At 61.6% G+C, this 23,957-nt stretch carries 21 protein-coding genes and 1 pseudogene; 7 read left to right on the top strand and 15 right to left on the bottom strand.

Features of this window, described 5'->3' with window-relative positions; genetic code table 11:
* Positions 1-3 precede the first annotated feature (3 nt).
* Positions 4-3,816 (bottom strand): annotated as a pseudogene (locus ATN37_RS33110) (amino acid adenylation domain-containing protein); the annotation flags it as partial.
* Positions 3,817-4,076: 260 nt separating this feature from the next.
* Here ATN37_RS33110 and ATN37_RS04775 point away from each other — a divergent pair.
* From ATN37_RS04775 to ATN37_RS04785, 3 genes are read left to right on the top strand one after another with little or no spacing between them, the layout of a single operon-like run.
* Complete coding sequence (locus ATN37_RS04775; protein ID WP_218694825.1) at positions 4,077-4,901, top strand: xanthine dehydrogenase family protein subunit M; 825 nt, start codon at positions 4,077-4,079, stop codon at positions 4,899-4,901.
* Entirely contained in the window at positions 4,898-7,591 is a 2,694-nt protein-coding gene (locus ATN37_RS04780; protein WP_218694826.1) for a molybdopterin-dependent oxidoreductase, read from the top strand. Before ATN37_RS04775 ends, ATN37_RS04780 begins: the two co-directional genes overlap by 4 nt.
* The gene (locus tag ATN37_RS04785) at positions 7,588-8,559 is read left to right on the top strand and encodes an antibiotic biosynthesis monooxygenase (RefSeq protein ID WP_064689198.1); all 972 of its coding nucleotides are present in this window, start codon (positions 7,588-7,590) and stop codon (positions 8,557-8,559) included. The genes ATN37_RS04780 and ATN37_RS04785 overlap by 4 nt, the downstream gene beginning before the upstream one ends.
* An 85-nt stretch (positions 8,560-8,644) precedes the next feature.
* Here the strand turns inward: ATN37_RS04785 and ATN37_RS04790 are convergent, their stop codons facing one another.
* Together ATN37_RS04790 and ATN37_RS04795 are read right to left on the bottom strand one after the other, a co-directional pair.
* Positions 8,645-9,883 (bottom strand): HNH endonuclease signature motif containing protein, encoded by a 1,239-nt coding sequence (locus tag ATN37_RS04790; RefSeq protein WP_218694827.1) that lies wholly within the window; start codon positions 9,881-9,883, stop codon positions 8,645-8,647.
* Positions 9,884-10,000: 117 nt separating this feature from the next.
* Complete coding sequence (locus ATN37_RS04795; RefSeq protein ID WP_256933157.1) at positions 10,001-13,105, bottom strand: multicopper oxidase family protein; 3,105 nt, start codon at positions 13,103-13,105, stop codon at positions 10,001-10,003.
* A gap of 317 nt (positions 13,106-13,422) precedes the next feature.
* Between ATN37_RS04795 and ATN37_RS04800 the strand changes: the two genes are divergently transcribed.
* The gene (locus ATN37_RS04800; RefSeq protein ID WP_064689195.1) at positions 13,423-14,034 is read left to right on the top strand and encodes a hypothetical protein; all 612 of its coding nucleotides are present in this window, start codon (positions 13,423-13,425) and stop codon (positions 14,032-14,034) included.
* A gap of 34 nt (positions 14,035-14,068) precedes the next feature.
* Here ATN37_RS04800 and ATN37_RS04805 read toward each other — a convergent pair whose 3' ends face one another.
* Positions 14,069-15,088: a cation diffusion facilitator family transporter gene (locus ATN37_RS04805; protein ID WP_031331634.1), complete on the bottom strand. Its 1,020-nt coding sequence runs from the start codon at positions 15,086-15,088 to the stop codon at positions 14,069-14,071.
* Entirely contained in the window at positions 15,085-15,507 is a 423-nt protein-coding gene (locus ATN37_RS04810) for a metalloregulator ArsR/SmtB family transcription factor (protein ID WP_003942406.1), read from the bottom strand. The genes ATN37_RS04805 and ATN37_RS04810 overlap by 4 nt, the downstream gene beginning before the upstream one ends.
* 109 nt (positions 15,508-15,616) lie before the next feature.
* Between ATN37_RS04810 and ATN37_RS04815 the strand changes: the two genes are divergently transcribed.
* The gene (locus ATN37_RS04815) at positions 15,617-16,042 is read left to right on the top strand and encodes a nitroreductase/quinone reductase family protein (RefSeq protein ID WP_029255500.1); all 426 of its coding nucleotides are present in this window, start codon (positions 15,617-15,619) and stop codon (positions 16,040-16,042) included.
* 60 nt (positions 16,043-16,102) lie between these two features.
* Here the strand turns inward: ATN37_RS04815 and ATN37_RS04820 are convergent, their stop codons facing one another.
* Genes ATN37_RS04820 through hisI form a run of 4 tightly spaced genes read right to left on the bottom strand, consistent with a single transcriptional unit; the run spans position 16,103 to position 17,862 of the window.
* A complete protein-coding gene (locus ATN37_RS04820) occupies positions 16,103-16,489 on the bottom strand; it encodes a DUF2784 domain-containing protein (RefSeq protein WP_030537060.1) in 387 nt (128 codons plus the stop codon).
* A gap of 42 nt (positions 16,490-16,531) precedes the next feature.
* Positions 16,532-17,188, bottom strand: coding sequence for an SRPBCC family protein (locus tag ATN37_RS04825; protein WP_063316107.1), 657 nt, complete (start codon positions 17,186-17,188; stop codon positions 16,532-16,534).
* Positions 17,189-17,214: 26 nt separating this feature from the next.
* Complete coding sequence (locus tag ATN37_RS04830) at positions 17,215-17,508, bottom strand: DUF1905 domain-containing protein (RefSeq protein WP_042952044.1); 294 nt, start codon at positions 17,506-17,508, stop codon at positions 17,215-17,217.
* 6 nt (positions 17,509-17,514) lie between these two features.
* Positions 17,515-17,862, bottom strand: coding sequence for a phosphoribosyl-AMP cyclohydrolase (gene hisI, locus ATN37_RS04835; protein ID WP_003942390.1), 348 nt, complete (start codon positions 17,860-17,862; stop codon positions 17,515-17,517).
* 101 nt (positions 17,863-17,963) lie between these two features.
* On the opposite strand from hisI, the gene ATN37_RS04840 reads away from it, so the two are divergent.
* Positions 17,964-18,485 carry a universal stress protein gene (locus tag ATN37_RS04840; protein ID WP_218694831.1) on the top strand — a complete coding sequence of 174 codons (522 nt, stop codon included), beginning with the start codon at positions 17,964-17,966 and terminating at the stop codon, positions 18,483-18,485.
* A 21-nt stretch (positions 18,486-18,506) separates the two neighbouring features.
* On the opposite strand, the gene ATN37_RS04845 is transcribed toward ATN37_RS04840, so the two are convergent.
* The gene (locus ATN37_RS04845; RefSeq protein WP_030537063.1) at positions 18,507-19,988 is read right to left on the bottom strand and encodes an NAD(P)/FAD-dependent oxidoreductase; all 1,482 of its coding nucleotides are present in this window, start codon (positions 19,986-19,988) and stop codon (positions 18,507-18,509) included.
* 104 nt (positions 19,989-20,092) lie between these two features.
* On the opposite strand from ATN37_RS04845, the gene ATN37_RS04850 reads away from it, so the two are divergent.
* Complete coding sequence (locus tag ATN37_RS04850) at positions 20,093-20,710, top strand: TetR/AcrR family transcriptional regulator (protein ID WP_030537064.1); 618 nt, start codon at positions 20,093-20,095, stop codon at positions 20,708-20,710.
* Here the strand turns inward: ATN37_RS04850 and hisF are convergent.
* Genes hisF through hisH form a run of 5 tightly spaced genes read right to left on the bottom strand, consistent with a single transcriptional unit; the run spans position 20,707 to position 23,957 of the window.
* Complete coding sequence (hisF, locus tag ATN37_RS04855; protein WP_003942380.1) at positions 20,707-21,480, bottom strand: imidazole glycerol phosphate synthase subunit HisF; 774 nt, start codon at positions 21,478-21,480, stop codon at positions 20,707-20,709. The two genes, ATN37_RS04850 and hisF, sit on opposite strands and share 4 nt — an antisense overlap.
* Positions 21,477-22,310, bottom strand: coding sequence for an inositol monophosphatase family protein (locus tag ATN37_RS04860; protein ID WP_003942414.1), 834 nt, complete (start codon positions 22,308-22,310; stop codon positions 21,477-21,479). Before ATN37_RS04860 ends, hisF begins: the two co-directional genes overlap by 4 nt.
* Before the next feature lie 9 nt (positions 22,311-22,319).
* Positions 22,320-23,054, bottom strand: a complete 735-nt coding sequence (priA, locus tag ATN37_RS04865; RefSeq protein ID WP_003942371.1) for a bifunctional 1-(5-phosphoribosyl)-5-((5-phosphoribosylamino)methylideneamino)imidazole-4-carboxamide isomerase/phosphoribosylanthranilate isomerase PriA — start codon at positions 23,052-23,054, stop codon at positions 22,320-22,322.
* 19 nt (positions 23,055-23,073) lie between these two features.
* On the bottom strand, positions 23,074-23,325 hold the full coding sequence (locus ATN37_RS04870) for a hypothetical protein (RefSeq protein WP_042449550.1): 252 nt from the start codon (positions 23,323-23,325) through the stop codon (positions 23,074-23,076).
* Entirely contained in the window at positions 23,322-23,957 is a 636-nt protein-coding gene (hisH, locus tag ATN37_RS04875) for an imidazole glycerol phosphate synthase subunit HisH (RefSeq protein WP_003942389.1), read from the bottom strand. The genes ATN37_RS04870 and hisH overlap by 4 nt, the downstream gene beginning before the upstream one ends.

The raw sequence follows: 23,957 nt of genomic DNA on the forward strand, positions 1-23,957 counted from the left end.
GGCCAATGATTCGATAGTCGGTGCTTCGAACAAAGTCCGCACCCCGAAATCGATTTCTTCAGCGGCATTTACGCGAGCGATCAGCTTCGTGGCAATCAGTGAGTTCCCGCCCAGATCGAAGAAGTCGTCACCCGCACCCACCGTCTCGACGCCTAGAACATCGGCAAAAATCTCGGCGAGCACTAGTTCCTCAGCGCCCTCGGGCGGTCGAAAGTCGTCCGACCGAGCATCGAGCCGAGGTGCCGGTAACGCAGCGCGATCGACCTTTCCCGCCGGAGTTACCGGCAACTCGTCGAGTAGAACAAATGCCGCAGGAACCATGTACGACGGAACACGGCTCGCGACGTACCGCGTCAGCTCGGCCGTCGAGAGCGCACTTCCGCCGGCAGGCACGACGTACGTGGTGATCATCGCTGTCCCGGAGGGAGCCGCACGCGCCACGGTGACTGCATTCTCGACCTGCGGACACGACCGCACGACGCTGTCGATTTCCCCGAGTTCGATACGAAATCCGCGAACTTTCACCTGGAAGTCACTACGACCGACGTACTCGAGTCCACGGCCACGGCGCCACCGCACCAAATCCCCCGTTCGATACATCCGCTGCCCGGGGAGGCCGAAGGGGTCTGCCACGAATCGTTCTGCGGTCAACGCATACTTCCGGTGATATCCACGTGCGAGCGCGTCTCCCGAGATGTACAGTTCGCCCACAACACCGTCGGGGACGGGGTGCAATCGCTGATCGAGCACGATCTCCTCGAAGCCGCGGAGCGGACCGCCCACTGTGATGTTCTCCGACGACACCATCGGCTCGCCGATGTTCGACATGACGGTGGTCTCGGTCGGCCCGTACGCATTGCACAGCCGTCGGCCGGGAGCCCACCGCTGCACGAGATCCGGCGGACAGGCCTCACCACCGACCACCACTTCGCCGAAGTCCGAAAGGCCCTCGGGAGAAACTGTTCCGAGCGCCGCAGTAGTGACAAAACCATGCGTGACACGCTGGGATTCGAGGAAGTGAGACAGCTCGTCACCGCCGTAGATCGTGCTCGGTGCAATCACCATGGTCGCTCCGGCACCGAAAGCCAGCAGGTATTCGAAAATCGAGGCGTCGAAACTCGGGGTCGAGAAGTGCAGCGTTCGCGCATCCTGGGTCGCACCGAACCGCGAACGCTGTTCGGCAGCAAGCGCTTCCAGTCCACGATGCGAGACCGTCACCCCCTTGGGGAGTCCGGTGGATCCGGACGTGTAGATCACGTATGCAGGACTGTCGGGCCGGATCGGGTGCACCCGATCGACATCGGAGATGGAGCGCACGGACAACCGTGCAAGTCGGCCACGGAACTCAGCGTCGTCGATTGCTATCCAGGAAATCGAATCCGGCAAACGATGAAGTTCGGAAACGACCGTGAGCCCCAGTACGGCGCCGGAATCGGTCAGCATGAAGCGAACACGTTCACCCGGATAGGTCGGATCCACCGGCACGAATGCCGCGCCGGCTTTGGTCACCGCCAACATCGCGACAACCGATTCGATCGAACGCGTCAAACCCAGCGCCACACTGTTTTCCGGACCGATGCCGCGGTCGATCAAGACTCGGGCCAACTTCGACGAACGCTCGTCGAGTTCTCGATACGTCAACTCGGCATCGAGATACGACAGGGCCACGCCGTCGGGGTGTGTGCGCGCCGCACCGTCGAACAAATCGGCCAGGGTGCGATGCGAAGCGCGCGGGTCACCGCGGACAGGCCGTATCGCGGATCGCTCGTCGTCGGACAAGATATCGATGTCGCCGACCATGATTGCCGGATCCGCTGTGACGGATTCCAGGACGCACGCGAGCCGCAAACCGAGGCCGCGTACCGTCTCGGCGTCGAATAGATCGGTGGCAAACGCGAGCCTCACCGAGATTCCGGACGGCGTACCCACCTCGTCGAAAGTCTCGACTGCAGACACTCCGAGATCGAAGCGGCCGATGTCGCGAGGGTGCTCGTCAGCGCCGGCGACGGACTCGAACATCACCTGTACAACCGGCGCATAGGCGGGTACATCCTCCACGTGCAATGGCTGAACCAACTGCTCGAGCCGTATCCCACTGTGCGGCAGCGCATTACTTCGGACCTCGACGACACTGCCCAAGAGTGCCGTGAACGGCGTCTCCAGATCGATGCGACTCCGGATGGCGACGATGCTCGCGTCGGATCCCGCGGGCGTACCGATCACAACATCCGAAGCACCGGACAACCGGCTCACCAGGAGAGCAAAGCTCGCATGTAAGACCGCACGAGTGTCCGTCCCGAGATCACTCGCCATCGCCGTGATCCGCGCGTGGGTGTCGGTGGCGATCAGGACCTCAACCTGTGCACTGTCCAGCGATTGCGTTGCAGGCCTGGGTCGATCGAAGGGAAGTTGCAAAAGTTCGGGCGCCCCGGCGAGCTCATGTCTCCAATACTCGAGGTGCCGGACTTCGCGTTGTCGTCGCTCGCCCTCTCGGGCCGTCGGGCCGTGAATGTCTGCGAGTTCGGCACCGGAATCAGACGCGATCAACTCTTCCAGCAAGCCGACAAAGTTCCGGTGGTGCTCGCGTAAACCCGCCTCCTCGTATCGGATCGGGTTTGCCCGGAAGTCGACACGCAGCCTGTCGCCGCTCGGATACACGTTGACCAGAAGGTCTTCCACCGGCCCGGAGGTGACGATGTGATACTCACCAACCACCTCGCCCAACTGCACCTCCTGGCGAAACAGCATGACGTTGACCATGGGCCCGGCATATGAGTCTTCGCCTTCCAGACCGCTCGTCACGCCTGCGTCCCGACGGATGTCGTCGAGGCTGCAGCGCTGGTGCCGCAATGCACCCATGAGCTCATGTTGGACCTGGGCGAACAGTTCACCGACGGTGTCGACCGCTGCGACACGGATGAGCAGTGGCGTGACGTTCACCATCATGCCGCCCGAGTCCCGCAGCACCGCCGTAGTCCGTCCGGACATCGGAACATGAATCTGGACAGTCTCTTTCGCCGTCATCCGCGCGAGGTACAACGCGAGCGCAGCGATGACCGGTGCAGCGTGGTTCTCGGATTCGTAGAGAAGGGCACAACTTCGGTCCGACATCAGTGTGCTTTCGAGTCGGCTCTCGGTTTGCGCGGGCCCAGAAGCCTCCGCCAGGCTGGATCCAGCGAGGGTGGTATTGCGCTCAGCCCAGTACTCCCGGTCGGCGGCAAATCGATCCGACATTCTGTACCGCTCGTCGATGTCGTACAGCGTGCGCAGCGTCGCGGCACGACTCGGCTGCGAGTCCTTTCTCGCCGCCGAGGCCGAGTACCGATGCGCAATGCGGTTCATCATGGTCATGGCACCGAAACCGTCGAGCGCAACATGATGGATGCGGCTGTACCACAGATAGTGCGCGTCCCCGACGCGCAGCACAGCGGTCGCGACGATTCCGTCGACTGCCAGGTCGAGCTGCGTCCGGCAATCTCGGCGCATCCACCCGAGGGCATCCTCGATCGGATCGGGGGACCCACGGAGGTCGACAAGACGGACGGTGATCTCAGATGTCTCGTCCACGTACTGCATCGGTTGACCGTCGATCTCGATCACTTTGAGCAAAGGAGATTGAAACTCGTATGCCACCGCTCGCGTTTCGCGATCCAGCAGTTCGACGTCGAGTTCGCCGCGCAGCTCCACGTAGTGCGCTATCAGAATCGGGACTTCGGGATCGAATTGCTGAGCGAACCAGGTTGCCCGTTGGGCGGCCGAGAGCGGAAAGAGCGTCTCATCAGAAGGGTCGGTCCGACTTACCTCGAAGGGTTTCACAGCGCCCCGCCCCGCATGATCTCCGCGGCCGCCGAGTGCGTAGCCGCGTCCGAATCAACAGCGCGAAAGCAAGAGGCTGATCGCGCCTCTCAAGCAGTCGTACCCAGAATCGGCAAGCGCATGCACCGCCCCACCAGTCGATGTCACGTACGTATCGCTCATGTTTCGCGTGCCCGATATGTACTAAAAGTGTGAATGCGTCTCGTCACCTCGGTAATGTCCCACTCCGAGAAGACACATCCCCCGAGGGGAGCAGGCGCATGGACATCACCACCATTACCGACGTGATACGCCGACCACCGGATCGCCCAGGGGACGTGTGGCGTCCCGGCGACGCCTGGCTCGCGGGAGGAACGTGGCTGTTCTCAGCGGAACAACCCGACACCCGTCGACTCGTCGACCTCAACGCGCTCGGCTGGACATCACTGGAGGTCGGCGCGACTCATTTCGGTGTCGGGGCCACGTGCACCGTTGCCGAACTGTATGCGTTTGTCCCGCCGGACAATTGGCGTGCGAGTCCACTTATTCGCGTCAGCTGCGAGTACTTCCTCTCTTCCTTCAAGGTGTGGAATTCGGCAACCGTAGGCGGCAACATCTGTATGTCGCTTCCGGCCGGACCGATGATCACCCTGGCAGTTGCACTCGAGGCTTCGTTGACACTATGGGCAACCGACGGAACAGTGAGGACCGTCGACGCGTGCGACTTCGTGACCGGTGACCACCAGAATGTCCTGGAGCCGGGCGAAGTCCTTCGGAGCATCGAGTTCCCGGTGCACTCACTCACCAAACGGCACGCCCACCGCCGCTTCAGTCTCACGCACCTCGGCCGTTCGACGATCTTCATGATCGCGACGCAGACTCCTGGCGCCGACGACTTTCACCTCACCATCACCGCCGGCACCACCCATCCGATCCGGCTGACGTTCGACACCATGCCGGACGAGCATTCTCTGCGACGAGCCGTCGACTCCATTTCGGCCGACAGTTGGTTCGACGATCCCAACGGAACCCCCGACCACCGCCTCCACCTCGCCCGCCACTACGCCAACGAGCTCCGAAACGAACTCACGGGGAGCCAGTCATGAGCTACACGGTGAACGACCAGCAGTTCCACGAGGAGCCGTTCCCGGGACAGTGTCTCCGGACGTTTCTTCGGCACCTCGGACACCACGGGGTGAAGAAGGGGTGCGACGGCGGGGATTGCGGGGCGTGCACAGTGTGGCTCGACGGAACACCGATACACAGCTGCATCACGCCCGCCTTTCGCGCCGACGGTCGCGCGGTAACCACGATCGAGGGACTCGGCACGCCCGAAGATCTCCATCCGATTCAGCAGCAGTTCCGGGATGCACCCGGCTTTCAGTGTGGGTTCTGCACCGCCGGGATGATCATGACCTCGGCGGCGCTCACCGACGCGCAGAAAGAAGACTTGCCGCGAGCGCTCAAGGGAAACCTGTGCCGCTGCACCGGTTACCGATCCATCGAAGACGCGGTCAACGGTGTCGGTGCTGTCGAAGTTGCCCTCCCGGGACAGGCCGTCGGAACCAGCGTCGGGGCGCCGGCGGCCACCGACGTGGTGACCGGCCGAGCCGAATACACTATGGACACCGCCATCGACGGCATGCTGCACCTGAAAGTGCTGCACTCGCCGCACGCACATGCACGCATCACTTCCATCGACACCACCGAGGCGCTCGCTGTCCCCGGTGTCCATCGCGTCTACACCTGGAAAGACGTGCCGCGCAAGCTCTTCACCACGGCAATTCATACCGATCACCTTGTCGATCCGGACGACACCTACATTCTCGACAACGTCGTGCGGTTCGTGGGTCAGCGTGTAGTGGCCGTCCTCGCCGACTCCGTCGTCGCTGCGGAAGAAGGCCGTCGGAAGGTGAAGGTCGATTACGAGATCCTGCCTTCCGTGTTCGATCCGGAAGAGGCCATGGCCGACGGCGCTCCAGCCCTGCACGGATCCGACGATCCCTTTGTTCGGGATCCCGAGCACAACATCCTGCTCGAACTTCACGGTCATGTGGGCGACGTCGAGGCCGGGTTCGCCGAGGCCGACGTCATCCACGAAGGCACCTACTTCTCGCCGCGGGTTCAGCATGCGCACCTCGAGACGCACGGTTCGATCTCCTGGATGGAAGACGGACGCCTTCACGTTCGCACAAGTTCGCAGTCCCCCTCCATCGCCAAGGTCAAACTCGCCCATCTCTTCGACCTCCGCCCGGATCAGCTACGCGTGTTCTGCAAACGCGTGGGCGGCGGGTTCGGAGGAAAACAGGAAGTGATCAGCGAGGATCTGGTGGCGCTCGCCACCCTCGACACCGGTCGTCCCGTCTGCCTCGAATTCACCCGAGAAGAAGAGTTCACCACCGCGTCGCCGCGTCATCCGATGAAGCTCACGATCAAGCTCGGTGCCAAGTCTGACGGAACCCTCACGGCATTTCAGTACCGAAACATCTCGAACACCGGTGCGTACGGAAACCACGGTGGAGAGACACTCTTTGCCGGCGGCGCGGCGGTCTCGCTCTACCGCTGCGCCAACAAGAAGTTCGATGCGTATTCCGTGTACACCAACAATGTTCCGAGCGGCGCTCTACGTGGGTACGGCATGACTCAGCCCGCTTTCGCCGTGGAATCGGCCATGACCGAATTGGCCATCGCGCTGGACATGGATCCGCTCGAACTGCGTCGACGCAATATCGTCCGACCGGGCGATTCGCTCGTCGCACTCGAAGACGGCCCAGACGACGTGATCTTCACCGAAGACGGACTGGGGCAATGCATAGATCTGATCGACGCCGCGTTGAAGCGCCAACCGGTTCCCTCGCTCGGAGCGGATTGGCTGATCGGCACCGGCACTGCCAGTTCGCTACACGAGACCGCGCCACCCACCGAGCACATTTCCGAGGCTTGGCTCACCCTCGGCGAAGACTGTGTATACGAACTTGCCATCGGCACAGTCGAATTCGGTGAGGGTACTTCTACCGCCCACGTGCAGATCGCCGCGAATCAGCTGGGCACAACACCGTCACGTGTACGAATCATTCAGTCGGACACCGACCGAACCGGTTTCGACACAGGCGCTTTCGCCAGCGCCGGCCTGTTTGTCGCTGGGAACGCGGTACTTCGCGCGTCGAATGCGCTCCGCGATCGCCTACTTGCCTTCGCCGCGCACCACACCGGCGTGTCGATTGACCAGTGCTCGATGGACGACGACAAGATCGTCTGCGGTAGTACTCGATTAACACTGCAAGAGATACTCGAGGCCGCACGCCCGCGCGGGATCCGATTCACCGAGGCGCGGAAGGCATACGGATCTCCGCGCAGCGTGGTGTCCAACACTCATGGCTTCCGGATTGCCGTCCATCGCATCACAGGCGAGATCCGCATTCTCTACAGCGTCCAAGCCACCGACGCTGGGGTTATCATCAATCCAGCGCAGGTGCGGGGACAGATCGAAGGTGGCGTCGCCCAGGGCATCGGCTTCGCACTCACCGAGAACTTCCACGTAGACGCAAACGGCGCGATGATGAACCCGAATCTACGTAACTACCGGATCCCGACATATGCAGATATCCCACGCACGGAGGTGATCCTCGTCGAGTCATCAGACTCCGTCGGCCCACTCCGCTCCAAGGGCATGGCGGAGTGCTGCATCAATCCGGTTGCCCCTGCATTGGCGAACGCACTGCAGGATGCAACCGGGTCACGATTCCGGTCACTACCGCTCACCCCGGAACGCATCTACTCAGGCTTGAACCGATGACCGCGAACACGTCGGCAGACAGCGTGGCGACGGTCATCATCGGCCAGCGGGTGCGTGCCGGACTGGAGAAAGAATTCGAGGTCTGGCAGAAAGATCTCAACCGAGCCGCCGCAGATTACGCGGGCTTCCTCGGGGCAGAAATCGCGGCTCCGACGCCCACCCAACCCGATTGGGTGATCGTGTACCGCTTCGACTCCATCGCTCATGTTCAAGCGTGGATCAACAGCGCGACGAGGCAGAACTACCTCGACAGCGGGCGTCAGTACTTCGACGGCCCGGCCACGCAGCAGGTAGTGAGCGGTGGGATCAGGCCTCCGGACCCACTGCTGACCGTCGTAGTGACGCACCGAGTCGGTGACGACAGCATCGACGAGTTCCTTGCCTGGCAGGATCGCCTTCGGGAGGTGGAGAGTGCTTTCGACGGATTCCGCGGCACCGAACTGTTTCGCCCAGTCGACGGTGTGCAGGATGAATGGACCCTGCTGTATCGCTTCGACAACGCTGCCCACCTCGATACGTGGCTGACTTCCCCTGAGCGACAACAACTCCTCGCCGAGGGCCGCAAGTTTCACGACTTCGAACTGCGAACCGTGGACAATTCGTTCGGCAGTTGGTTTGCCTTCGACGAGAACGGAAACGAGGCCCCTCCACCTTCGGAGACAAAAACCTCGATCGCGGTCTGGGTCGGTCTCTACCCGACTGTCGTCTTGCTTACTTTGGCGCTGTCACCGCTGAAGCTGCCACTCTGGCTCGGATTGTTGATCGGCAATCTGCTGTCGAGCTTCATCATGAGTTTCTTCACGATGCCGTACTACGTGAATCGACTCCTGCGCCGTTGGCTGCGTCCGCCTCCGGGGATTCCTGTCGCAAAAACCAACGCACAAGGGGTGGCAATCGTCGCCGCTGTGACCTTGTTCTGGGTTATCGTCTTCTACCTCGTGACTACTCAGTTCTGGTCGCTGCCCTGAACTCTCCGGAACACGAAAAGCCAGCGCATGCAACGGGGCATGATTCTTCCCCGGTGCATACGCTGGCATTTTCAGTTATGTCCGTTCACGCGGCCGTTGGTGGGCTGTTCCCGCCGATCGGCTGCTGGAACGGATCGATCGACATCGGTGGATAGAACACCGATTTCCGATCCGGTCCGATCTCGACCCGCCACTCGGTGTGATGCAGCGTCCGATGATGATGACCACACAACAAGACCAGATTATCGAGATCCGTTGGGCCACCATCACCCCAGTGAACAATATGATGGGCATCGCACCACCCCGACGGAGTCCCGCACCCCGGAAACGCACACCCACCATCACGAACCGCAAGAGCCCGCCGCTGCGGAACCGTCGCTGTTCGCGCTTCCTTACCGCAGTCGAGCGGAACACCACTCTCGTCCAACAAGATCCGGGTGACCGTGCAGTCGCACGCCAACATCCGCGCGGTATCGATACTGATCGGGCCCACCCAATCCGCCCACGCGAAACCCAACTCCTCAGTGGACGGCAAGAGGTCTTTCAACGCCTTGAGGTCTGTCATGTCTTTTGCGCTGGCGGTGACCGTGATGTGCGGTTTCACCCCGCCCTCGACCGGACCCAACCCCGCCCGCTCGTACCGGCGCAACAACTCGCAAAACCCATCCGCCCGCCGCAGCGCCGGAGTACGCGTGTCCTTGACGCCGTCCTTCTCCGGCGTCGGCGCAGACAGACTCGACAACAACGTGATCAGACGGGCCCCGTTCACCGCATCCAGATCACCCTTCACGGTCACACGCCCGTACAAACCTTTCGAGGCGTAGAACTCGTTACGCTCCGAATCCTCACCCACCGGAACGCCGTCCTCACGCTTGCCGTACTGCTTCTCGATCCGCCGAATCGCCGCCCGCACCGCATCACAATCGGCAATGTTCTTCGACGCCAACCCCAACAGAATCCCGCGAGCCTTGTCCACATCCGCCAGGGTCATGTTCTTCGGCGGATGCTGACAAAACGACGCCACCTGCCGCGCCTTCAACGCATCCACGTCACCACGGTGAAACGCATCGCCCACAACAGGCTCGAGCATCAACAACCGCGCCAACCCGACCAACAGACTGCACTCACCGATCTCCAAATTCGTCGAACCATGCAACCACTGCGCGATCGCCCGAAAACCTCTCCCGCCGAGAACCTCCCGGGAAAACATCTCCACGATCAACAACACCATCCGCGACTGCAACTCGTGCCGGACACGCACCAGATCCAGAACCTCACCCTTGAGGCCCTCACCATCCAGCTGCCACGCTCCCCGACTGTCCATACCGAAAGTTTAATCGAACACACTTTCGATAACCAGAGACAAAACGGACAACTTCGAGAACAGGAAGGCTCGAGACACGTTGACATGAAACTACTTTCAGCAACTCTCAAAACCGGATCATCGGCCGCCGAGCGGCAGAACTCCCCCGCCGACGGGATAGGGCGGCAGCGTTCCCACAAGCGTCGGTGTCAATGTGGTCGCAGACGGATCGGCACGACCGAGAGTGAATTTCCGAACTTCGGCACCCGTTCCGTTGCTGCCGCTGACGAGGAGATCCGCGCCGGTAGTCGTGCTCGTCGTGGCCACTCCCACACCCGACTCTGGAGCGGTGAACGGGTCGAAAGCTGCAACCTCCCGAAATGCCACGTCCGTCGAATGGTGATCTGGACTCTCGAGGTACATCTCGGGTGCACCGTCGAGCCTGGATCCACTCGAGAAGACGCGGATTGATCCTTCTCCTCCGAGCATGCCTGCCACTATCGACTTTGCGCCGCCCTCGGCGCCGGCCACCCAACCCGTCGACAGAGACACCCCGTCGCGGTAGCCCTGATCGAATGCCAAGAACTGCGACGTCATTACAGGACCAGCCGTATGACCTGCGTGTTCATCGGAGCCGCCCTGCGCAGCCGCCGTCGGTTCGTACAGGTCGTAGCGGAACGTCTTGATCAACGGCTCCTCGCCCGCACCCGGTGCGGTCACGATGCTCGCTCGACCGGAGTGACTGTCAACCATTCCGGTTGCGAACGTGACTCCGCTACTCGATCCCGGGTACGGCGAGAACGAACCGAATTCTGCGGGTGCGGACCTCTTGTCCGCCGGAAGGTCGGTGGAGTAAATCTTGACCTGCGACTCCATCCCTGGGCCCGAGGCAACGATGATGTTGTCCGCCAGTGCGTTTCCGTCGATATCGACGCCGCCGATGTTCACTCCGCCACGAAAACCCACATCGAAGGGGGCAAATCTTGCCAACTCGTCGGTGAACGGCACGCCGCCGACTGCGTTGTACGCCACCACTTCCGGAGCCGAGCCTGCACCTGTTCCAGCGACCAGATCAAGCACCATGTCTCCGTTCACGTCCGCCATCGCAACACTCGGGGTGCCTTCGAACGACGGGAAGGGCGTCACAGCAGTGATCAGTTTGTCGCCGTTGGCATCGAATATCTGCACCTTGGCGGGCACGCCGGCCGAACCAGGTATCGCGACGGCATATGTCGATACCTCGGGAATCACGTTGACAGTCGCCATCAAACCGTTGTCCTCGTGATTGAGTCGGTGGCAGTGAATCACAAAGGTTCCGGTGTACTCGGTGAACTTCGTCCGCAACGTCACCGATGCTGGTTCCAGCGCATTCTCGTTCTCGTCCGTCACCGGCGCCGGCACGTTCACGTTGTCGATTCCCCAGGGCTGAACGCCCGTCGTGGTACCTGCGACGGGATCCACAACTTCCGTTACCTGGAAGTCGTTGACGTGAATATGCATCGGGTGTTCGTCGTTGTTGAGGTTCGTGATCTTCCATTCCTCAACGGAATTCAGTCGCGGTTGAATCAGCGGAATGTTGGGGAACGTGTTGTCGGCGAATTCGTAGGTGAAGGCCTTCGGATCGCTGTTGCTGGCCTTCTCGTTTCCGAACCCACCGGACACTGTGAGATTGCGGGTCACGTCGGGCGTCATCGCTGCGGTATCCACGAACGAGGTGTAGGTATCGAGCTTCTGTCCGAACTCGAAGGGAGTCGTCTTTCCTTCACCCTCGTCTGGCGTCGCACGGATCAACTGCTGAGTCGGGAACGTGAAGAATCCGTCCGCGTAACTGATCACCGACGGGTCGACGGTGACGGTTCCGAGTTCGGCGGGCGGATTGTCGGTACCGTTGTTGGTGTAGAGAATGCCTGGATTGCTCACCGGCTTCGCACCTTCGAGCGGTGGCATCTCCAGCACCAGATCGCCGGACTCCGGCATCGTCACTGCGATTGCGTATCGCGAGGCCGGCGGAATCACCAGCCTGGTTCCGTCCCCGTCCACGGGTGGCCTGACCTCGTCGAACGGGTTTCCGTCCTGCCCTGCGATGGCGAACTTCGGATGGGCGCCGGTTGCGGTTTCCGTCAACGTGACCGGCATGTAGGCAAAGTCGCTGATGTTGGCAAGCACCCAGATCTCGGTCTGCCCCGGCTTCAGTTTCAGCGACGGCTGGAACTGACCGTTCACGGTGTACTGCACATCGCGTTGGTTGTCCGGCAGTGAAGGATCGGCCGGTACAGTCGTCGATTCACCCACGAAGCTCTGCAGATTGCCTGGAACGAATTGATTCTGTCCACGATGATTGGCCGGGGACAACGGTCCGGTGTACCAGTTGGTGAAATACTGCGCGCCCTCGGTGGTGTCCGAGAAATTCACCGGAGCAAGGCTCGGACGGTACGTCCCGTCGGCTAGTTCCGTACCGGCGGGTGGCGTCAACGTACTGACGAATTGGGGCCAGTTCGCGTCGTTGAGCTGTCGGCCCTTTCCTTTGCGGTCGAATACGAAGTTGTACTGCAATGCCATATCGCGAATCGGAACGTCGTTTGCCGTCACGACAGGCAGATTGCCGTCCGGCCGGCCGATTTCCAGTAGCCCGGCCAGGCCCATGTACGTCTGCTGGGCGGTGAGGGTGTGCCGGTGACTGTGATACCAGTACAGACCGTTCGGCATCGTCCCCGGAATCGCGTAGTCGTACACGTTTCCCTGGCCGGCTGGAATGTTGAGCAACACGTTGTCCGCATTGCCGTCCGGACTCACGTGCACTCCGTGCGTGTGCAGATTCAGCGGAGCCGACGTCAGCGCCGGCGGATAGATCGGCACGCCCCCGCCCGCAGGTGTGAATGCCGGATCGTAGAAGTCCTGGATCGTGAGATCCTGCAAATCGTTGTCGTAATGAATGATCAATCGCTCTCCGGGATTGACGCGGAGAGTCGGCGCCGGATAGACGTCACTCGCCGAGGTCGATCCGTCCGACGCCGTACCGCGGATGACCTCGTACCCGAAGAGCAGAAAATTCGACACGGGCGCCGAAGCGGTATCGAGCGGAATCACTCCCTGATGAGCGGACAAGCGCACCTCGAGAACACCATCTCGGCTACTCAGTTTCACCGGCTCCCGGTAGTCGACGGCGGTTCCGTCCGAGCCGTAGTTCGCGCCCACCTCGGGCGCCGATTCAGCGGACGTACACGCGGCCAACGCCATCGTCATGGACACCACTACTGCTGCGGCTAACGACTTTCCTCGCAGTGCGATCACTGGTTTCCCCGTTCCATGGTGGCGTGAGATACGTCCGATCAGCGCTCATCAGCCTATCGAGAAAACATCGGCTGAACAGTACATTCACGACAAATTGCCCACCTAGTGCCCGCTCGAGCGCTTCACCTTGCAAGCAGTCTCAGCAAACCGATCAGAAATCGAGAAGCACAGCCACGGGACCCGCAATTACGTTGAAACACATGAACACACCACAGAAGTCCACTTCCGACCACACGTCGTCAATCCACGCATCAGCAGGGAGCGCCCAGATGACCACCGCGCAATCCGTGATCCTCGACGTACCCGACCTCGTCGCAGCCGAAGCCTTCTACAACGCTCTCGGCGTCGGAGATCGAATCCAGCTACGCGAATCGAACGAACCGACAACCGGGTTTCGTGGGTACACCATTTCGCTCGTCGTCTCCCAACCGAACATCGTCGACGCCTTCGTCGGCGCCGCACTCGCAGCCGGTGCCGCCGTCTTGAAGCCTGTCAAGAAATCCCTCTGGGGATACGGCGGAGTCGTCCAGGCTCCAGACGGTTCGATCTGGAAGATCGCCACGTCGTCGAAGAAGAACGACGGGCCGGCCACCCGCACGATCGACAGCCTCGTGCTGCTGCTCGGCGCCGAAGACGTCAAGGCCAGCAAGCAGTTCTACCTCGACCGCGGACTCGAGGTGTCCAAGAGCTTCGGTCGCAAGTACGTCGAATTCACCAGTGCAGCAAACAATGTGACACTCGCACTGTATGGTCGCCGCGCTTTGGCAAAGGATGCCGGGGTTGCTCCGGAAGGCACCGGATCACACCGTCTGACCGTTGCCGGCGCGTCTGAAACCTTCACAGACCCAGACGGTTTCGCCTGGGAAGCCGCCTGCGCTTGACATCAAGCACAGATCACCGGGAAGGCGGCCGGTATCAGACTTCGGAGTTGGCCGCGTCATGCGCCGGGTACGCATGCACCAAGGCAGTAGCGAGTTTGGGCACCGCGTGAGTGAGCGAATGCTCGGCGCTGTGTGCAATCGCATGAGCTTCGGCAAGTGTTGCCCGGGGATCGATGTCGAGTTCTGCATCGGCATGCAGTCGGTGTCCGATCCACCGCATCTTCAGATCACGAACACCGAGGACTCCAGGTTCGTGCATCAATGCATGCTCTGCGTCGTCCACCAACTCAGGTTCGACGCCGTCCATCAACCTCCGGAAGACGTCTCGCGCTGCAGTCCTGAGCACCGCCACGATGGCAACGGTGATGACAAGGCCGATGATCGGATCTGCCAACGGGAAACCCAGCGCAACTCCCCCCGCCCCCAGAAGGACTGCGAGCGAAGTGAATCCGTCGGTCCGAGCATGCAATCCATCGGCCACCAGGGCCGCTGAACCGATTTGCCTGCCGACCCTGATCCGATACAACGCCACCAATTCGTTTCCGATGAAACCGATCAAACCTGCCGCCGCTACCCAACCGAGGTGCTCGATCTCGACCGGGTTGATCAATCGCCTCACCGCCTCGACACCGGCGATCACTGCCGACAGTGCGATCATGGCGAGCACGAACAGTCCGGCCAAATCCTCCGCACGCCCGAAACCATAGGTATAGCGCCTGGTCGCAGCGCGCCGACCGAGCGCGAAGGCAATCCAGAGTGGGACTGCCGTGAGCGCGTCGGAGAAGTTGTGAATGGTGTCCGCCAGCAGCGCCACCGAACCCGAGATCGCCACGATCGCGACCTGAGCAACTGCGGTGACTCCGAGCGCAACAAGACTGATCTTGACCGCCCGGATGCCGATTACGCTCGATTCCAATGCGTCGTCGACACTGTCGGCAGCGTCGTGACTGTGCGGCGAGAACACTTCGCGGACTGCCGATCGAAATCCCTTCGGCCCGTGGACATGGCGGTGGCCGTGGCCGTGGCCGTGGGACGTCTTGGGTTCGTGCGTCACGACGCACCTTCTTCTTGATCGGTCCGATCGACGTTCGCCGAGCGCTCCGGGTGTATCTCCCGAAGTTCACCTTCACTACGGTGATGCCCCGGCAATCCGGGTCCGGCATGCTCCGCATTGAAGACCGCGTCCGTAACCAGTTGGCGCACATGGTCGTTCTCCAGGCGATAGAACACCGTCGTACCATCGCGGCGCGTTCGTACCAACCTTGCCATGCGCAATTTCGCCAGGTGCTGCGACACCGAGGGCGCCGGCTTGCCGACGCGTTCCGCCAGTTCGTTCACCGAGCACTCGCGGTCTACCAATGCCCACAAAACCTGCACACGGGTTGCGTCGGCCAGCATGCGGAACACCTCGACGACGAGGTCGACTTGATCATCGGGAAGCTTACGGCGACAAACACCACTATCTGCGTTCATACGTAGATAGTAGATCATGCTGGACGCCGAAGATGACCTCTCGTCGATTCACCAGTTGTGCAAAGCTTGGCGGCAGAGCCCTTCGCCACTCGCAGACCGGGAGACAACGATGAGTACCGACGATTGGAACGCAGGAATCATTGCGGAATTTCGGGAGAACGAGGGCAAGGTAGGTGGCCCCTTCGAAGGTGCGCCCATGGTGTTGGTCCACCACACAGGACGCAAATCCGGACGCGATTTCGTGAGTCCCATGATGTATCTGGCAGACGAGCAGGATCCGAAGACCATCTACGTTTTTGCATCCAAGGCCGGTGCCCCGACCAATCCCGACTGGTACTACAACCTCGTTGCCACCGACCAGGCAGAGGTCGAGATCGGCACCGAAACATACCCGGTCTCCGTCAGCGAAGTAACCGGCGAGAAGCGTGACCGCATCTACGACGAGCAGGCCAGTCGATACCCGGGATTTGCCGAATACGCGGAGAAGACCGCTGGGATCCGCACAATCCCGGTGGTAGCCCTGACTCGCGCGTAAATCCTGGTAGCACCTCCCAGTCGTTTCCATTCGGAAACGGCTGGGATCGTTTGTACGGAATCAGGTCGCTGAAGAGGCTTTGACCTCACCCTTCGCATGCCGTCCGAGCAGCACGTATCCTACCCAGGATCCGACAACCACTGTCGCCGCGAGCGCCTGTACAAGGCCTTCGATACTCGCCGGATAGAACACGCCGGTGATGTAGTGCGAGATGAATCCGGTGGACGGCAACTCCGCGATACCGGCCATCCGGCGGGCCCAGTTCTCGAGATTGGTCAGCGGGCAGTCGTATCCGACCGCTATCGAACCGACTCCCCAGACGACTGCAAGAAGGTGGAAACCGATGGTACGACGCCACTTCCACGCCACGAATCCACCCAGCACCACATAGAGGACAAACCCGAAGTGAACGAACACCGTTACTACTTCGATGAGCCGATACACCATCGTCGTCTCCGCTCGTGGCGCGGAAGTCCCGCAACAACCAGACTAATCCGATGTTAGTCCTCGTAGAGGTGATCTACCCGGTGTATCAGCGGTCGTGCGAGCCGCGGCGGCTGCAGCCGCATCCGGGTCGTCGCCCGATGCGATCGCAGCTTCGGCCCACAGTTCACTGCTTCCCGCGATGAATGCCTTGGCCTCGTCGCTCGCCGACCACTCGGGTGTCTCGAGTGGCGTCGCGATCCCCAGTTCCACGTGTCGAGCCAGCCCGAGCAGTCCCATGTCCCACCCGACGCCGACGGCACCTGGACCGTACTCGGCCCACCGATCCGGCTCCACGTCCGCGGCATGTTCGAAATCGAACAGCGTTGCACCACTGCCCTTTTCGGCGAGATTTACAGTCACATAGCTCACATCGCCGCCATATTCCCAGGTGATGCGAAGAGTTCGAGGAGCTTCGCACGCCAAAATCTCGCCGCCGGCGTTGCCCTCGAGCTGATAGTGGCCGCCGATCATGGCTTCTCCCGCGACCGGCATGAACCATTGGCGAATGCGGTCGAACTCGGTGATCGCCGCCCAGACCGTGCCTATTGGTGCCGCGAGAGTCCGCGACATGCGCAGCATGCGCGTTTTCCCCTCGTCTCCGCCGAACGGGCCCAGTTCTCGCGCCACCAACTGCAACGAATCAACTGCTTTGTCGACCATGAGACTCCTCGGTTCGAGCGAAACTTTCAGCTCAGTCGCTGCTGTAGATGTACCGCTACCTCTTCTCCAGCGGCGCTCTTGCCGATCGCCTTGCACAGCGCCACGCGCAGCGGAAGCCAGTGAGGTCCGTCGCCGGAGGGCATCAGCGTCGCCTCGAAGGGATGCTCACCATCGAGGGTTCCGACCACCTTCACAGCGCGTCTGGTTCCCAGAAGTTCCGCCGAGCCGGGCACGGTCAAGAACGTTGCGAACGCACCGTCTTTCTCGATGGGAGCGGTGAACGAGTAATCGAGCGGTTGTGGAGTCTTGTCAGTGGCCATCTCGCGTCACTGCTCAGCAGCGAGCAGGACGTCGGTGTCGAAACACGTGTGAGTGCCGGTGTGGCACGCGGCGCCCTCCTGATCGACGATCAGCAAGACGGAATCGCCGTCACAGTCGAGTCGCACCTCGTGGACGTACTGGGTGTGCCCCGACGTCTCACCCTTGACCCAGTACTGCTGCCGCGAGCGCGAATAGTACGTCCCCTTACGGGTTTCCAGTGTTCGCGCGAGCGCTTCGTCGTCCATCCACGCGACCATCAGCACATCACCGGTCGACTTCTCCTGCGCAACCGCGCTGAACAGTCCGGCGTCGTTTCGCTTCAGCTTCGCCGCGATTGCGGGATCAAGACTCATATGACGTTTATACCTTCCACCTGTGACTTCCGTGGAATTCCCCTGCACGGCCGCCCTAGAATGGAAGTTCCTTCGCTTCTCGCTCTGGAAGAAGATCCGACATGAACCATCAGCATCATGACGGTCCGCACCCGGAGTACATCTGCCATCTCGCGAACCCGAGTACCGATCGCGTCCGAACCCGCCACGTCGTTCTCGGCATCGGCCCAGGTGCTACCAGCAAGAATGTACTCAGCTACGCACTGACGCTTGCCGCCAAGGAGGATTCAGCCCTCCACGTCGTTCACTGCATCACGTCAGAGGACCTACCTGTCGAAACCGACTCACCAGAATTCGAAACGCGTCTGCACGACGAGATGGTGTCGCAACGCGAGCAGACAACCTCGGCACTTGCCTCGCACGCCGACACCTGGACGTACGACTGCACCTATGGAGACCCGGCCGGTGTCATTCTCGCAACCGCGGACAAATACGACGCATTTACCATCGTGATCGGATCTCCGCGAAAAGGCGCTGCCTCCGCGGTGAGCCGACTGATGCACATCTCGGTCACTTCCCGACTGAACCGGCAGAACCGTTATCCCGTGATATCGGTTCCGATCGGAGTCAGCTCGGCAAGATAGCCGAACGCGGGACAAGCCCGCCTAGATGATCGAATAGTCCTCGAGCGGAAAGCGTTTCGCTTCGACGAACGCATTCCGTGTAGACGTGGGCCGCAGAATCGCAGCCTCGCCGTGCTGATTGAAGTAATAGCTTCGTGCAGTCTGGCAACTACCGCCGTAGAAGACGGAGTCCGCCAGGTTCTCGGTCATCCGGTCGAGAAACTCGGCGTTGGCAGTTTCGGTGACCTCGAATGTTTCCGCGCCGCGCCGTTTCACCTCGCCGAACAGTCGATCCATGTGCTGCATCTGGGATTCGATCGTCGTGAAGTAGGACAACCCGCTGTACGAGTACGGACTGGCGAGCGTGAGGAAATTGGGGAAATACGGAACCGCGACCCCTTCGTAGGCCTGGAAACGGTTGTCGCGCCACCACTTACCGAGGTTTCGTCCCTCTCGACCGATAACCTCGATGGCTGGAAAATTCACATCCCAGAGGTTGAATCCCGTTGCCAGCACCAAGGTGTCGATCTCGGTCTTGCGACCGTCGGCGGTGACGATTCCGTCGGCAGCGATGTGGTCGATCGGCGTCGTTTCGAGATGCACGTTGTCCTTGGTGAACGTACGGAAGTAGCTGTTGGAAAATGTGGGACGCTTGCACCCGAAGTCGTAGTCCGGTGTGAGTTGTTTGCGAAGGCTGGCGTCGCTGACCTGGGACCGCAGAAACGCACGTGATGCGGCCGCCGCACCCTTGTTCAACAGTTTGACCTGCTTGTAGTGCAGGACCGCGCTGACCATGATCATTTCTAGGATCGACGAACTGACAGCGCGCGCGATTCGCTGGGTGAGCGGAATACGCGAGAACAGCTTCTGCACTGCATTCGGAATGGGGACGTCGATCTTGGGAACCACCCAGATCGGGGTGCGTTGGTAGACGGTCAACTCTGCGGCCTGACGCGCCACCTCGGGAATCAACTGCACAGCGGTGGCGCCGGTTCCGATGATTGCGGTCTTGGTGCCGGACAGATCGTAGGAATCGTCCCAGGCCGTGGTGTGGATGATCTTGCCGGCGAAGTCGTCGATACCGGAGATGTCGGGCCGATGCGGTTGCGAGAGGAAACCCGTCGCAGTCAGGAGGTACTTGGCAGTGATGTCCGGCGCGCCTTCGACGGATACGACCCAGTGCGAGGAATCCTCGTCCCAGCGGGCTCCGTTGACCACGGCACCGAACGTCATGTGCTTCCGCAGATCGTACTTGTCCGCGACGTGATCGGCGTACTTCTTCAGTTCCGCGCCCGGTGCGAAAAGCCTGGACCAGTTCGGATTGGGCTCGAACGAATACGAGTAGGTGACCGACGCGATGTCGACAGCCAGACCGGGATAGCGGTTGACGTGCCAGGTTCCACCCAGATCGTCCTCGCGCTCGAGGATCGCCAGGTTGTTCAGGCCCAGCCGCTTGAGTTGAATGGCCGCACCCATTCCGCCGAAGCCCGCCCCCACCACAACTGCGTCGTACTGCACTGCCATCGAAGAATCCCTCTCGTGAACTGCACATCAGAAAAACTGCACATCAGAAACTGACACGTCATTCCGTTATTGAGAACGGTATCATTCCTGATGTGACGAAGGCCATGACCAGAGCGGAACGAAAAAAGGCGGAATTGCGCCGCGAGATCATCGACGCATCATTCGAGTGCTTCGCCCAGCGCGGCTATCACGCAACCGGAATTGCCGACATCGCAACAACTCTCGGAATCGGCCACGGGACCTTCTACCGGTACTTCGAGAACAAGCGCGACATCATCGATCACGTCATCGACGACCTCGTCGCAAAGATCATCAGCGCACTGGCCACCGAGAATGCTCCCGACGCCGCCAGCACACTGGACGAGTACCGCGCCCAGGTGGGACGGATCGCCGAGGCGCTCCCCCGCATCTTCTTCGACGACCCCCGCATCCCGCGGGTTCTGCTGTTCGAGACGACGGGCGTCGACGCCGATCTGACGGGCCGGATGCTCGATCTACTCGACCAGTCGGCTTCGTTGACCGCGGCGTACCTGCACCACGGAGTCGAATGCGGCTATCTACGCGCCGACCTCGATGTCGACAACACTGCCCACGCCGTCAACGGCATGATGCTGGCAAGTGCGATTCAAGGATTGCGAGCCGGTTCGTCCGTCGACTGCACGGCGTTGAACCAAGCCATCAGCCGCCTCATGTTCGACGGAATCCGCGCCGAGAACGCCTAGCGAACGACGATTCCCTCGGCACGCATCGCATCCTTGACCTCCGGGATGCTCAGATCGCCGAAGTGGAAGACACTTGCTGCGAGAACTGCGTCCGCGCCCGCTTCGACAGCCGGGGCGAAGTGCTCGACCAGGCCGGCACCGCCACTGGCGATCACCGGTACGTGGACCGCTGCACGGACAGCGCGGATCATCAGAAGGTCGAAGCCCGCTTTGGTGCCGTCGGCATCCATCGAGTTGAGCAGGATCTCCCCCACTCCCAACTCTGCACCACGCTCGGCCCACTCGACAGCGTCGATCCCGGTGCCGCGCTTGCCCCCGTGCGTGGTGACCTCCCACCCCGACGGTGTGTCCGGCTGCCCCTGGGGAACGGTGCGGGCATCGACCGAGAGGACGATGCACTGCGAGCCGAAACGCTCACTCAGTTCCTTCAGCAGTTCCGGGCGCGCAATCGCCGCGGTGTTGACGCTGACCTTGTCGGCACCGGCACGCAGCAGACGATCGACATCCGCGACCGTGCGCACTCCACCGCCGACGGTCAGAGGAATGAAAACCTGCTCGGCAGTGCGACTTACGACGTCGAGCATCGTGCCGCGATCCGACGTGGAGGCGGTCACGTCCAGGAAGGTCAGTTCGTCGGCGCCCTGAGCGTCGTACGCTGCCGCGAGTTCCACCGGATCTCCGGCGTCGCGAAGATTCTCGAAATTGACACCCTTGACCACTCGCCCGGCGTCGACGTCGAGGCACGGAATCACACGAACTGCGAGGGTCATGACTGTGGTCCTCCTGAGGACGAAGCGCGCGGATCACCGAGCGCGTTGAGGATATCGAGAATCTCACCGTGGATGCCCGGAGCGGCAGCGAGCACCGACTCCGATTCTACGGTCCACGGGCGGCCGGCCAGGTCGGTGACCACCCCGCCCGCACCGCGAACGAGCGCGACCCCGGCCGCGTTGTCCCACGCGTTGCGGCCGTAGACGATCGCACCGCCCAGGATGCCGGCCGCGGTGAAGGCCAGATCGACTCCGGTTGAACCGTGTATCCGGATCCGCGAGGACACCTTGCTGATCTCGGCGAGGAGGTCGAGACGGAAACTGCCGGGGATCCGCCCTCGACTGTTGACGTTGAGCGCACCCAAGCCGACGATCGACGACGCCAGATCGGTTGGCTCCAGCGGCGGTACGGCGATTCCATTGACCAACAACGGACCGCCGGCGCGAGTCGCGTACGTGTGACCGATCAATGGAAGCCAGGTCAATCCGAGCACCGGGACACCGTCGTCGAGAAGCGCCAACAGCGTTCCGGCAGTGGGCAATCCGGCCGAGTAGTTGAAAGTTCCGTCAACGGGGTCGAGAACCCAGACGAGCCCGGAACCGACGTCGGGACCACCGAATTCCTCGCCGTGCACCTCGATGCCGGTCTGCTCGAACAACTCCGCGGTCAACCGCTTCTCGAGCGCAAGATCGACCTCGGTGGCAAAATCACCCCAGCCCTTGCGGACCGCACTCGGGGCGCCGACACCGGAGACGAACTGATCGTGGACGCCGTCGAGAAGCCGACCCGCAATCGCGAGAAGTTCGTCGAGGTCACGCGTCGGAGTCATCTGGAAAATCTATCCGGAAACTGCTGCCAGTGCTTCGGGGAGAGTGAAGCGACCGGCATACAATGCCTTGCCCACGATCGCGCCCTCGACACCCTGATCAACCAGGCTGGAAATGGCGAGTAGATCCTCGATGGTCGACACACCACCGGAGGCGACGACGTGCGCGTCGGTGACCGCGCAGACCTGGCTGAGAAGTTCGAGATTGGGACCGGTGAGTGTGCCGTCCTTGGAGACGTCGGTGACGACGTAACGAGTGCAGCCGTCACGGTCCAGACGCGCGAGGGTCTCCCACAGATCGCCGCCGTCGGTGACCCAGCCGCGACCACGGGTGCGGTACTGACCGTCGACGAGACGAACATCGAGGCCGACAGCGATCTTGTCGCCGTACTTGGCCAATGCACGCGCACACCACTCGGGATCCTCGATAGCGGCAGTACCGAGATTCACGCGAGCACAGCCGGTGGCCAGTGCGGCTTCCAGTGAAGCGTCGTCGCGGATTCCACCGGACAGTTCCACCTTGACCGTCAGGTCGCCGATGACGCCGGCCAACAGTTCACTGTTGGACCCACGCCCGAAAGCAGCGTCGAGGTCGACAAGATGCACCCATTCGGCACCGTCGTTCTGCCACGCAAGAGCAGCGTCGCGGGGCGACCCGTAACCGGTCTCACTTCCCGCCTCTCCTTGCACGAGGCGAACAGCTTCACCGTTGACGACATCTACAGCAGGCAAAAGGACCAGGCTCACGTGCGGTAACCCTAGTAGGTCAGGACCTCGAACCGTCTTCCGGGTCACCGAACGCTTTTCGGGTCATCCGCTTGGATACGACACCCATTGCCGCAATCGCAGCGACGACCCCCACGAGACCGATCACGAGGCCGACGCCCGGCGATGGTTTGAGAACAACGATGACGACGGTTGCGACCGCCAGCGCAGCCACAGCGGCGCCGAGCGAGAACAACGCCAGACGGGCGAGAGAGAAATCGTCACCGCGGTTCGGTCCGGATCCCCCGGTCACAAACTCTGCACCCAGTTGCTCAGCAACTCGGCGCCTGCGTCACCGGATTTCTCGGGGTGGAACTGCGTTGCCGACAACGCACCGTTCTCGACGGCAGCGAGAAACTTTCCGCCGTGATCGGCCCATGTCAGCTTCGGGGGTGCAATGTGCTCGGACGGCGCGAGCTCCCAACTCTGCACACCGTAGGAGTGGACGAAGTAGAAGCGGGTATCGGCGTCTATGCCCTTGAACAGGGTGCTGGACTCCGGCGCCTCCACGGTGTTCCAGCCCATGTGCGGCAAAACCTCTGCTTGCAGCCTCTCGACGGTGCCGGGCCATTCGCCACAGCCCTCCGCCTCGACACCGAATTCGACTCCCCGGTCGAACAGAATCTGCATGCCGACGCAGATGCCCAGCACCGGTCGGCCACCGGCCAGGCGTCTGCCGATGATTCGGTCACCCTGCACTGCACGCAGACCTTCCATGCAGGCCGCGAACGCGCCGACGCCGGGCACCACGAGACCGTCGGCCGCCAGTGCAACCTTCATGTCGTTGGTCACCTCCACCTGCGCCCCGGTGCGCGCCAGTGCGCGAGTAGCCGAATGCAGGTTGCCGGAGCCGTAATCGAGTACAGCAATCGTGGAAGCGCTCAT

Source organism: Rhodococcus sp. MH15 (assembly GCF_019266045.1).
In the GTDB taxonomy this organism is placed as follows: Bacteria; Actinomycetota; Actinomycetes; order Mycobacteriales; family Mycobacteriaceae; genus Rhodococcus_F; species Rhodococcus_F qingshengii.